General features: G+C 72.1%; 12 protein-coding genes. 6 read left to right on the top strand and 6 right to left on the bottom strand.

Features of this window, described 5'->3' with window-relative positions; translation table 11 throughout:
- Positions 1 to 207: 207 nt before the first annotated feature.
- Entirely contained in the window at positions 208 to 1,149 is a 942-nt protein-coding gene (gene pip, locus B351_RS0113895; RefSeq protein WP_019399644.1) for a prolyl aminopeptidase, read from the bottom strand.
- 58 nt (positions 1,150 to 1,207) lie between these two features.
- Positions 1,208 to 2,047 carry a peptide chain release factor N(5)-glutamine methyltransferase gene (gene prmC, locus B351_RS0113890; protein WP_026010732.1) on the bottom strand — a complete coding sequence of 280 codons (840 nt, stop codon included), beginning with the start codon at positions 2,045 to 2,047 and terminating at the stop codon, positions 1,208 to 1,210.
- Between the two features lie 173 nt (positions 2,048 to 2,220).
- Here prmC and ahpC point away from each other — a divergent pair, with 173 nt between their 5' ends.
- From ahpC to rnk, 4 genes are all read left to right on the top strand, one after another.
- Positions 2,221 to 2,784: an alkyl hydroperoxide reductase subunit C gene (ahpC, locus tag B351_RS0113885; protein ID WP_019399642.1), complete on the top strand. Its 564-nt coding sequence runs from the start codon at positions 2,221 to 2,223 to the stop codon at positions 2,782 to 2,784.
- A gap of 224 nt (positions 2,785 to 3,008) precedes the next feature.
- Positions 3,009 to 4,604 (top strand): alkyl hydroperoxide reductase subunit F, encoded by a 1,596-nt coding sequence (gene ahpF, locus B351_RS0113880; RefSeq protein ID WP_019399641.1) that lies wholly within the window; start codon positions 3,009 to 3,011, stop codon positions 4,602 to 4,604.
- A gap of 47 nt (positions 4,605 to 4,651) precedes the next feature.
- The gene (locus B351_RS0113875) at positions 4,652 to 5,608 is read left to right on the top strand and encodes a LysR substrate-binding domain-containing protein (RefSeq protein ID WP_019399640.1); all 957 of its coding nucleotides are present in this window, start codon (positions 4,652 to 4,654) and stop codon (positions 5,606 to 5,608) included.
- Positions 5,609 to 5,758: 150 nt separating this feature from the next.
- Complete coding sequence (gene rnk / locus B351_RS0113870) at positions 5,759 to 6,193, top strand: nucleoside diphosphate kinase regulator (RefSeq protein WP_019399639.1); 435 nt, start codon at positions 5,759 to 5,761, stop codon at positions 6,191 to 6,193.
- A gap of 96 nt (positions 6,194 to 6,289) precedes the next feature.
- Here the strand turns inward: rnk and cysQ are convergent, their stop codons facing one another.
- Both cysQ and nudE read right to left on the bottom strand, forming a co-directional pair.
- Complete coding sequence (cysQ, locus tag B351_RS0113865; RefSeq protein ID WP_019399638.1) at positions 6,290 to 7,087, bottom strand: 3'(2'),5'-bisphosphate nucleotidase CysQ; 798 nt, start codon at positions 7,085 to 7,087, stop codon at positions 6,290 to 6,292.
- The gene (nudE, locus tag B351_RS0113860) at positions 7,084 to 7,629 is read right to left on the bottom strand and encodes an ADP compounds hydrolase NudE (RefSeq protein WP_019399637.1); all 546 of its coding nucleotides are present in this window, start codon (positions 7,627 to 7,629) and stop codon (positions 7,084 to 7,086) included. Before nudE ends, cysQ begins: the two co-directional genes overlap by 4 nt.
- A gap of 74 nt (positions 7,630 to 7,703) precedes the next feature.
- Here nudE and bioA point away from each other — a divergent pair, with 74 nt between their 5' ends.
- Both bioA and B351_RS0113850 read left to right on the top strand, forming a co-directional pair.
- The gene (bioA, locus tag B351_RS0113855) at positions 7,704 to 9,095 is read left to right on the top strand and encodes an adenosylmethionine--8-amino-7-oxononanoate transaminase (RefSeq protein WP_407059585.1); all 1,392 of its coding nucleotides are present in this window, start codon (positions 7,704 to 7,706) and stop codon (positions 9,093 to 9,095) included.
- Positions 9,086 to 9,820, top strand: a complete 735-nt coding sequence (locus B351_RS0113850; RefSeq protein WP_019399635.1) for a 16S rRNA (uracil(1498)-N(3))-methyltransferase — start codon at positions 9,086 to 9,088, stop codon at positions 9,818 to 9,820. The genes bioA and B351_RS0113850 overlap by 10 nt, the downstream gene beginning before the upstream one ends.
- A gap of 81 nt (positions 9,821 to 9,901) precedes the next feature.
- Here B351_RS0113850 and B351_RS0113845 read toward each other — a convergent pair whose 3' ends face one another.
- Positions 9,902 to 10,369, bottom strand: a complete 468-nt coding sequence (locus tag B351_RS0113845) for a chemotaxis protein CheW (RefSeq protein ID WP_019399634.1) — start codon at positions 10,367 to 10,369, stop codon at positions 9,902 to 9,904.
- Between the two features lie 27 nt (positions 10,370 to 10,396).
- Positions 10,397 to 11,035: chemotaxis protein CheB (locus B351_RS16885; protein ID WP_019399633.1), on the bottom strand; the 639-nt coding region annotated here is incomplete at its 5' end.

Here is an 11,035-nt window from a genome sequence, read left to right as displayed (position 1 = left end):
CCCCGGGCGAGCTGATGCCGGGCGTGCGGATCGAGGACCTGCCTGCGCCGCCGCCGGCCGTTTCCCCGGCTCCGGCCCAGCCCGCCGGTGCGCCGGAGCCGGCGCTGCCCGCGCCGATGCAGCCGGTGCCGGCGACACCGCCGGCGGGCGGCTGAACCCGCCGCGCGTCCGGCGGCCCGAAGCGGCCCGACGCGCGGATGCCTCGCCTCAGGCGAAGGCGTCGGTGGCGCGCACCAGCGCGTCCACGTTCTCCGGCTCGAACGCCGAGTGGCCCGAGGCCGGGGTGATCTCCAGCTTCGCCTTCGGCCAGGCCCCGTGCAGGTCCCAGGCATTCTGCAGCGGGCAGACCACGTCGTAGCGGCCATGCACGATCACGCCGGGGATGTCGGCGATGCGGTGCGCATCGCGCAGCAGCTGGTCCTCGACCTCGAAGAAGCCGCCGTTGACGAAGTAGTGGTTCTCGATCCGGGCGAAAGCCAGGGCGAACCGCGGATCCTCGTGGCTGGTGACGAAGTCCGGGTCCATGTGCAGGAAGCTGGTCGCGCCTTCCCACGCGCTCCAGGCCTTGGCCGCGGCCAGGCGGGTGGCCTCGTCCTCGCTGGTCAGGCGGCGGTGGAAGGCGGAGATCAGGTCGTGCCGCTCCACCTCCGGGATCGCCTTGACGTAGTGCTCCCAGGCGTCCGGGAACAGGCGGTTGGCGCCTTCCTGGTAGAACCACTCCAGCTCCCAGCGGCGCAGCATGAAGATGCCGCGCAGCACCAGCTCGGTGACCCGCTGCGGGTGGGTTTGCGCATAGGCCAGCGCCAGGGTCGAGCCCCAGCTGCCGCCGAACACCTGCCAGCGCTCGATGCCGAGCTTTTCGCGCAGCTTCTCGATGTCGGCCACCAGGTGCCAGGTGGTGTTGTCGACCAGGTCGGCGTGCGGGGTGGAACGGCCGGCGCCGCGCTGGTCGAACAGCACGATGCGGTACTTCGCCGGGTCGTGGAAGCGCCGCATCTTCGGGCTGCAGCCGCCGCCGGGGCCGCCGTGCAGCAGCACCACCGGCTTGCCTTCCGGGTTGCCGCACTCTTCGTAGTACAGCTCGTGGCGGCCGTCGACCTTGAGGGTGCCGGTCGCGTACGGTTCGATCTCGGGATACAGGCTGCGCATGCGGATTCCTTGCGGCGGAAAGCGCCCATTGTATCGGGCGTCCCGCGCGCGCCCCGCCTCAGCCGGGACGGCGCCCGTAGCTGACCCGGTCGCGCTGTTCCAGGTCCTGCGCCGTGGCCACTTCCACGAAGCCGGCCTGCCCCAGCAGCGCACGCACCGCCGCGCCCTGGTCCCAGCCGTGCTCCAGCAGCAGCCAGCCGCCGGGGACCAGGTGCGCCGGGGCGGTGGCCACGATCATGCGGATCGCATCCAGGCCGTCGGGCCCGGAAGCCAGTGCGCGGGGCGGCTCGTGGCGCAGGTCGCCCCGGGCCAGGTGCGGATCGCCTTCGGCGATGTACGGCGGATTGCTCGCCACCAGGTCGAAGCGGTCGCGGCCCAGGGCCTGGCACCAGTCGCCGCGGCGGAACCAGACGTTGCCGATGCCATTGGCCTGGGCGTTGCGCACCGCGACGGCAAGGGTGGCCTTGGCCACGTCGGTGGCGACCACCGCCGCCAGCGGCCGCTCGCTGGCGATGGCCAGGGCGATGGCGCCGGTACCGGTGCCCAGGTCGGCCACCCGCACCGGCTCGTCGGCCGGCAGGCGTTCCAGCGCCAGCTCCACCAGCAGCTCGGTTTCCGGGCGCGGGATCAGGGTGTCTGGGGTGGTTTCCAGGTCCAGGGTCCAGAAGCCGCGGCGCCCGGTCAGGTAGGCCACCGGCTCGCCGGCCTGGCGGCGCGCCAGCAGCGCGCGATAGGCCCCGGCCTGGTCCGCCGGGACCGGATCGTCGCCATGGGCGAACAGCCAGGCGCGGTCCTGCTGCAATGCATGCAGCAACAGGGGCTCGGCATCCTCGCGCGGCAGCCGGCCGGCGGCCTCCTGCAACAGGGTCCTGGGGGTGGGAGCTTGGGTTTGTTCCATCGCGCCACCATGAAGCAGGGCAAGGGGAATTGCCAAGCTCGATGATTCAGGAGAGGAATTCTCCGGATTCGATAGATGGAACCTATCTATCCAATCCTTTCAATTGATTTGCCCTGTCTATCAAGAGCGCCTAGCATGGCGTCTCAGTTTTCACCCCAACCGAGAGAGGACCCATGTCCCTGATCAACACCACTGTCCAGCCCTTCAAGGCCAATGCCTTCCGCAACGGCGAGTTCATCGAAGTCACCGATGCCGACCTGAAGGGCAAGTGGTCGGTCGTGATCTTCATGCCGGCTGCCTTCACCTTCAACTGCCCGACCGAGGTCGAGGACGCCGCCAACAACTACGCCGAGTTCCAGAAGGCCGGTGCCGAGGTCTACGTCGTGACCACCGACACCCACTTCTCGCACAAGGTGTGGCACGAGACCTCCCCGGCTGTGGGCAAGGCCCAGTTCCCGCTGGTCGGCGACCCGACCCACCAGCTGACCCGCGCCTTCGGCGTGCACATCGAGGAAGAGGGCCTGGCCCTGCGCGGCACCTTCATCATCAACCCGGAAGGCGTGATCAAGACCATGGAGGTCCATGACAACGCCATCGCCCGCGACGTTTCCGAGACCCTGCGCAAGCTGAAGGCTGCCCAGTTCGTCGCCGCCAACCCGGGCCAGGTCTGCCCGGCCAAGTGGAAGGAAGGCGCCAAGACCATCGCTCCGTCGCTGGACCTGGTCGGCAAGATCTAAGGCCGTACCCGCCCCGGCGCCCGCGCCGGGGCATCCCTCCCCTGCCCAAGGCGGGGGAGTGGACCGGAGCCATCGCATCCCACGCAGCCGCCGCGCCGCGGCACGCCTCGCAGGCCGCGTCGGCTCCGGTCCACTTCCCCATCCACGGGCGCCCGCCGCGGCGGGCGCCACGGTGGCGGCTTGCCCGCCGCCGGACCCACTTTCCACTTCCCGGAGTCGCCCCGATGTTGGACGCCAACCTCAAGACCCAGCTGCAGGCCTACCTGGAACGCCTGACCCGCCCGGTGCACCTGGTCGCCTCGCTCGACGACGGCGACAGCTCGAAGGAGATGCTCGAGTTGCTGCAGGACATCGAGGGCCTGTCGCCGCAGGTGAGCCTGGAGGTGCGCCGCGACGACGCCGAGCGCAAGCCCTCCTTCGCCATCACCAGCCCCGGCCAGGACATCAGCCTGCGCTTCGCCGGCCTGCCGATGGGCCACGAGTTCACCTCGCTGGTGCTGGCCCTGCTGCAGGTGGGCGGCCACCCGTCCAAGGCCGCGACCGAGGTGATCGAGCAGGTGAAGTCGCTGCAAGGCGAGTTCAGCTTCGAGACCTATTTCTCGCTGTCCTGCCAGAACTGCCCGGACGTGGTCCAGGCGCTGAACCTGATGGCGGTGCTGAACCCGAACATCAGGCACGTGGCCATCGACGGCGCCCTGTTCCAGGACGAGGTCGAAGCGCGCCAGGTGATGTCGGTGCCGGCGGTGTTCCTCAACGGCGAACTGTTCGCCTACGGCCGCATGGGCCTGGAGGAGATCGTGGCCAAGCTCGACACCGGCGCCGAGGCGCGCGAGGCGGCGAAGATCGCGCAGAAGGCCCCGTTCGACGTGCTGGTGGTCGGCGGCGGCCCGGCCGGAGCCGCGGCGGCGATCTACGCCGCGCGCAAGGGCATCCGCACCGGCGTGGCGGCCGAGCGCTTCGGCGGCCAGGTGCTGGACACCATGGCGATCGAGAACTTCGTCTCGGTGCAGTACACCGAGGGCCCGAAGCTGGCCGCCGCGCTGGAGCAGCACGTGCGCGAGTACGACGTGGACGTGATGAACCTGCAACGCGCGCAGGCCCTGGTCCCGGCCGGCGCCGACGGCCTGGTCGAGGTGAAGCTGGCCAACGGCGCCTCGCTGAAGTCGAAGACCGTGATCCTGGCCACCGGCGCACGCTGGCGGCAGATGAACGTCCCCGGCGAGGACCAGTACCGCACCCGCGGCGTGGCCTACTGCCCGCACTGCGACGGCCCGCTGTTCAAGGGCAAGCGCGTGGCGGTGATCGGCGGCGGCAACTCCGGCGTGGAGGCGGCGATCGACCTGGCCGGCATCGTCGGCCACGTCACCCTGCTGGAGTTCGACGGCAAGCTGCGCGCCGACGAGGTGCTGCAGCGCAAGCTGCGCAGCCTGCCGAACGTGACCATCATCACCAGCGCCCAGACCACCGAGGTGCTCGGCGACGGGCAGAAGGTGACCGGCCTGGTGTACAAGGACCGTGTCGGCGGCGACAGCCACCGCCTCGAACTGGAGGGCATCTTCGTGCAGATCGGCCTGCTGCCCAACACCGAGTGGCTCAAGGGCACGCTGGAGCTGAGCCCACGCGGCGAGATCGTGGTCGACGAGCGCGGCCAGACCAGCCTGCCGGGCGTGTTCGCCGCCGGCGACTGCACCACGGTGCCGTACAAGCAGATCGTGATCGCGGTCGGCGAGGGCGCCAAGGCCTCGCTGGCGGCGTTCGACCACCTGATCCGCACCTCGGCCCCGGCCGCCTCCATCCCGGCGGAGGAAGTCGGCGCCTGACGCGGCGGGCGGGCCCCGCCCGCCCGTCCCCCGGCGGGAACGAAGCGATGAACCTGCGCGACCTCAAATACCTGGTGGCCCTGGCCGATCACAAGCACTTCGGCCGCGCGGCCGCGGCCTGCTACGTCAGCCAGCCGACCCTGTCCACCCAGATCCGCAAGCTGGAGGACGAGCTGGGCGTGCCGCTGGTGGAACGCGCGCCGCGCAAGGTGATGCTCACCCCCGCCGGGCGCGAGGCCGCCGAACGCGCCCGCCGCATCGTCGCCGAGGTCGAGCAGATGAAGGAAGCGGCACGCCGCAGCCAAGACCCGGAAGCGGGCACGGTGCGGCTGGGCATCTTCCCCACCCTGGCGCCGTACCTGCTGCCGCACGTGGTGCCGCGCGTGCTCGAGCGCTTCCCGCACCTGGAACTGCTGCTGGTGGAGGAGAAGAGCGACGAGCTGCTGGCGCGCCTGCGCGAGGGCAAGCTGGACGCGGCGATCCTGGCCCTGCCGGTGCACGACGACCAGCTGCACGCAGAGTTCCTGTTCGAGGAGCCGTTCGTGCTGGCGGTGCCCGGGCAGCACCCGCTGGCGCGGCGCGCGAACGTGACCCTGGACGAGCTGGCCGAGCAGCGCCTGCTGCTGCTGGAGGACGGCCATTGCCTGCGCGAACAGGCGCTGGACGTATGCCGGGTATCCGGCGCGCACGAGAAGACCGGGTTCCGCGCCACCAGCCTGGAAACCCTGCGGCAGATGGTGGCCGCCAACGTCGGCGCGACCCTGTTGCCGGTGCTGGCGGTCAAGCCGCCGGTGGCGCAGTCGGACAACATCCACCTGCTGGGCTTCTCCGACTCCCACCCCAGCCGCAGCCTGGCCATGGTCTGGCGCCGCAGCTCGGCGATGGGCAGCTTCCTGGTGCGGCTGGCGGCGGTGGTCGGCGACCTGCCGCCGGACCTGCTGGCGCCCCAGTGCGGCCTGCCGGCGGCCCCTGCCGCCACGGCCGGGACCACGGCCCGCGCCTGAACACCCCCGGCGCCGCGCCTGCGGGCGCTTGAAACCATTCCTGTTACCGGCTACGGTGCAGGCACAAACCCGATGACCCGAGGCGGATGCGGAAACGCGCCCGCCTTTTCTTCATGCGCGCCCGGCGCGCCCCAACCGTGAGGTATACCGATGTCGACAACCCAGCCCGTCAGCGGCCTGCCCCCTTCGCTGATCGTTTCCGCCCGCGACATGGCCCGCCTGGAGGCCATGCTCGACTCCCCGGTCCTGAGCCGCCATCCCGCCGCGATCGCGCTGATGGACGAGCTCAACCGGGCCGAAGTGGTACCGCCGGAACAGGTGCCGGCGGACGTGGTGACCATGCACTCGCAGGTCGAGTGCGAGGACGAGGCCAGCGGCGAGAAGCACGTGCTCACCCTGGTCTATCCCAACGAGGCGGACGTGGAGAAGGGCCGCGTCTCCGTGCTGGCCCCGGTCGGCACCGCCCTGCTTGGCCTGTCCGTGGGCCAGAGCATCGACTGGCAGGCACCGGGCGGGCGCCCGTTGCGGCTGCGGGTCACCGCGGTGCGTTACCAGCCCGAAGCCGCCGGCGACCTGCATCGCTGAGCTGACTGGCGCGGGTCGCGCGGGCCGGGCAACCCGGCAGGCGGCGCGACCCGGCGCAACCGGCGCCGGACCGTTACCGGCGCCCCATCGGACGGATCAAAGCCACTGCTGCCACGGCAGGTCGGTGTCGCCCAGGGCGATGAAGTCGCCGTTGAGCAGGGTCTCGCGCCGGTTGTAGCGGAACGGCTTGCCGGTGTCGGCCGCCAGCAGCGCACCGCCGGCGGCGTGCAGCACGCACTGGCCGGCCGCGGTGTCCCACTCCGAGGTGGGGCCGAAGCGCGGGTACACGTCCAGCCGGCCCTCGGCGATGCGGCAGAACTTCAGCGACGAACCCAGCGCCACTTCCTCGATCTCGCCCATGCGGTCCAGCACCGCCTGGGTGCGGGCGTCGCGGTGCGAGCGGCTGGCCGCCACCCGCAGCGGCGCGCTGGCCGGGGAGCGCACGCGCAGCGGTTCGTCGCGCTGGCCGTCGCGGCGGTACGCCGCCTCGCCGCGCACCGCGTGCCACACCTGGCCGCCGACCGGCGCCTGGACCACGCCCAGCACCGGCGCGCCCTGCACCACCAGGGCGATGTTCACGCTGAACTCGTCGTTGCGCTTGACGAACTCGCGGGTGCCATCCAGCGGGTCGACCAGCCAGTAGCTTTGCCACAGGCGGCGGACCTCCCACGGCACTTCCGCCGATTCCTCCGACAGCACCGGCAGTTCCGGGGTCAGGCGCTGCAACCCCTCGACGATGATCCGGTGCGCGGCCATGTCCGCCGCGGTCAGCGGGCTGGCGTCCTGCTTGTGGGTGACTTCGAACCCCTCCCGGTAGATCTCCATGATCGCCTCGCCTGCCTGGCGGGCGATGGCGATGACGGTCTCGCGCAGGTCGACGGTGATCCGGGTCATCGCCGTGCCAGCCACTCGCGTGCCACGAACAGCGCCGCCAGCGAGCGCCCCTCGGAGAAATCCTCTCGCAACATCAGTCGGTCCAGTTCCTGCAGCTTCCAGGGAATGACTTCCAGCTCCTCCGGCTCGTCGCCGGGCAGCCGCTCGGGATACAGGTCGCGCGCCAGCACCAGCCAGGAGACGTGGCCCATGTAGGTCGGCACCAGGGTCAGCTGGCGCAGCACGTCCAGGCGCCGTGCGCCGTAGCCGGCCTCTTCCTTCAGCTCGCGGTTGGCGGCCTGTTCCGGGGTCTCGCCCGGATCCATGCGCCCCTTCACCAGGCCCAGCTCGTAGCGGTTGACGCCGGCGGCGTACTCGCGCACCAGCAGCACGGTGTCCTCGTCCAGCAGCGGCACCACCACCACCGCGCCGGGGCCACGCGGCACCATGCGCTCGAAGCGCCGGCGCTCGCCGTTGGAGAATTCCAGGTCCAGCCGCTCCAGGCGGTACGGGCCGGCATCCTCCGTGGTGATACCGTGGATGACAGGCAGCCGCCGGCTCACGGCAACGCTCCGCGATCCGGCCCGGGAGCGACCGTTATCATGGACGGATGCAGGAACGTATTCATCAGCAGGCCATGCTAGCAGAGACACCGGTGCCAGCGGACGCGCCCTGGCGCGCACGCGACCTGGCCGTGCTCTGGCACCCGTGCACGCAGATGCGCGAGCATCCGGACGTGCTGCCGCTGGTCCCGATCGAGCGCGGCGAGGGGGCGTGGCTGCACGGCTACGACGGACGCCGCTACCTGGACGCGGTCAGCAGCTGGTGGACCAACCTGCACGGGCATGCCGAACCGCGCATTGCCGAGGCCATCGCCCGCCAGGCCCGCAGCCTGGAACAGGTGATCCTGGCCGGTTTCTCGCACGCCACTGCCATCGAGCTGGCCGAGCGCCTGCTGGCCATCGCCCCGCGCCAGCCCGGCCGCGCCCCGCTGTCGCGCGTGTTCTATGCCGACAACGGCTCGGCCGGAGGGGGGGGGGGGCTGAAGATGGCCTTCCACCGGTTCCGCAACCGCGGCGAGGAGCCGCGCACCCGCTTCATCGCACTGGAGAACGGCTACCACGGCGAGACCCTGGGCGCGCTGGCGGTGGGCGACATCCCGCTGTACCGGCGGGTGTACGCGCCGCTGCTGGCCGAGGCCCTGTTCGCGCCCTCGCCCGACGCCTACATGGCCCGCCCCGGTGAGAGCGACGAGCAGTGCGCGCTGCGCGCGGCCGACGCCCTGGCCGACCTGTTCGACCAGCACCCGGGCGAGATCTGCGCCCTGATCCTGGAGCCGCGCCTGCAGTGCGCCGGCGGCATGCGCATGCACCATCCGGCCTACCTGCGCCGGGCGCGCGAGCTGTGCGACGCCAACGGCGTGTTCCTGGTCGCCGACGAGATCGCCACCGGCTTCGGCCGCACCGGCACCATGTTCGCCTGCGAGCAGGCCGGCATCGCCCCGGACCTGCTGTGCCTGTCCAAGGGCCTGACCGGCGGCTTCCTGCCGCTGGCCGCCGTGCTCGCCAGCCAGACCATCTACGAAGGCTTCCTCGACGACTCGCGCGAGCGCGCCTTCCTGCATTCGCACAGCTACACCGGCAATCCGCTGGCCTGCGCCGCGGCGTTGGCCTCGCTGGACATCTTCGAAGTCGATGGCGTGCTGGAGCGCAACCGCACCACCGCCGCACGCATGGCCACCCTGGCCGCGCAGGTGGGCGCCGGCAGCCGGCATGTCGCCGACGTGCGGCAGGCCGGCATGGTCGTGGCCTTCGAACTCGCCCGGGACGGCGCCCGCGACACGCCGTTCGACCCGGCGCTGCGGGTCGGCCTGCGCGCCTACCGCGCCGCGCTGGAACGGGGCGTGCTGCTGCGCCCGCTGGGCGACGTCCTGTACTGGATGCCGCCGTACTGCATCGACGAGGCCCAGCTGCAGCTGCTGGCCGAAACCACCGCCGCCGCCATCGCCGAGGCCACCGCATGCGCCTGACCCGCTGCCACGTCGAGCTGCCGCTGCAGCCCGGCACCACCGTCGTCCTGCCCGAACACGCCGGCAACCACCTGGCGCGGGTGCTGCGCCTGCGCGAGGGCGACCCCTGCGTGCTGTTCAACGGCGACGGCCACGACTACGCGGCGCGCCTGGCCGCGGTCGGCAAGCGCGAAGTCAGCGCCGAGGTGGTGTCGGCCAGCACGGTGGACAACGAGTCGCCGCTGCGCATCGTGCTGCTGCAGGGCATCGCCCGCGGCGAGAAGATGGACCTGATCCTGCAAAAGGCCACCGAGCTGGGCGTGGCCGCGATCGTGCCGGTCAACGGCGAGCGCACCGAGGTGCGGCTGGACGCCGAGCGCGCGCAGAAGCGGCTGGCGCATTGGCGCAGCGTGGTCGGGTCGGCCTGCGGGCAATCCGGCCGCGCGCGCGTGCCAGAGGTGCATGCGCCGACGGCGCTGGACGCGGCTGCCGCGGCGCTGCCGGGCAATGCCCTGCGCCTGCTGCTGGATCCGCAGGGCGAACACCGCCTGGCCTCGCTGCAGCTGCAGGACACGGACACGGTGGTGGTGGCGATCGGCCCGGAAGGCGGCTGGTCGCCGCGCGACCGCGAGGTCCTGCACGCCGCCGGCTTCCGCGGCCTGCGCCTGGGCCCGCGGGTGCTGCGCACCGAGACCGCGGGCCTGGCGGCGATCGCCGCGCTGCAGGCGCGTTTCGGCGACCTCTGACCCGGACACGGAAAAACGCCGGCGCGAGGCCGGCGTTTCCTTGCGTGCCCTGCATGCGCCGACCACGGCCGGCGCCAGGGGTCAGGCGATCGCGCCCAGGGCGTCGACCACCAGCTGCTCGATGCCTTCCAGGTCCGGCAGCAGCGCGCCCTGCTCGCCCAGCAGCACGCGCATCTGCACGCCGCGCGGCAGTTCGTCCTCGGATGCGTCGGCCAGCAGGCTGTCGCGCGGCACCGAGACCAGCTGCGGGAACGAGGTGGTCTGCAGCGCGAAGTACGGCAGTCCCTCGTCGCCGCCCAGCGCCTTGAGCACCACCACGCGGATGCGCCCCGGCGGATCGCCGCCCAGCCCGGCGAGGCGGGCGAAGTCGACCAGCGGAACGTCCCAGCCGTGCCAGGCGACATGGCCCGGCAGCCAGCCCGGCGTGCCTTCCAGAGGCTGCACCTCCACCCGCGCCAGCACCTCGGCCACGGTGGCATTGGGCAGCAGCAGGCGCTCCTGGCCCGACTGGATCATGACGCCGCGGATTTCGTCGCTCTTGAATGCCATCTGCAGGTCTTCCTCCGCGCGCCGGGCTCAGCCCAGGCGCGCCACAAGCTGGTTGGCCAGCATCGCCGGCGCGGCCAGCGGGGCGCCGCCGGCCTCCAGCATGCGGGCCGCGGTGGGGTCGTAGCAGCCGTCCAGCGCCTGGCCGGCGACATAGGCGCCGCGCGCGGCCAGCGCCAGCACCGCGTCCATGCGCGCCGGCTCGGCGCCGCTGAGCACCAGCACCGCGCTCTCGGTCGGCGGCAGTGCCTCCACCGGCTCGTGGCCGGGGCCGGCGTCGATGAAGCGCAGGCCATTGCCGGCCGGTTCCACGCCCACGCCGTCGGGCAGCACGTAGGCCGAGCCCGGAGCCACGGCGTCGCCGGGCATGGCCAGCGCCACCGGCACGGGCGAGACCCGCGCCATCTGCTTGACCAGGTTGTCGTAGCGGCCGCCGTCCAGGCGCAGCTGCACCAGCACCGGCTGCGGGAAACCGGCCGGCAGCGCGCCGAGCAGCTTGCGCACCGCGTCCGGGCCGCCGATGCCGGCCAGTACCAGCACCGCACCCTTGGCCACCGGCGCGCCGGTATCGACCGGCTCCAGCTCGACCAGCGAGAGGTTGCTGAAGTCCGGCAACGGCGGCGGCGCGGCAGCCGGGGCCGGGCCCGGAGTGGCCGGGGCGTCGTCGGC

The organism is Pseudoxanthomonas sp. GW2, from assembly GCF_000283075.1.
In the GTDB taxonomy this organism is placed as follows: domain Bacteria; phylum Pseudomonadota; class Gammaproteobacteria; order Xanthomonadales; family Xanthomonadaceae; genus Pseudoxanthomonas.
This window is presented reverse-complemented; position numbering and strand designations above follow the sequence as displayed.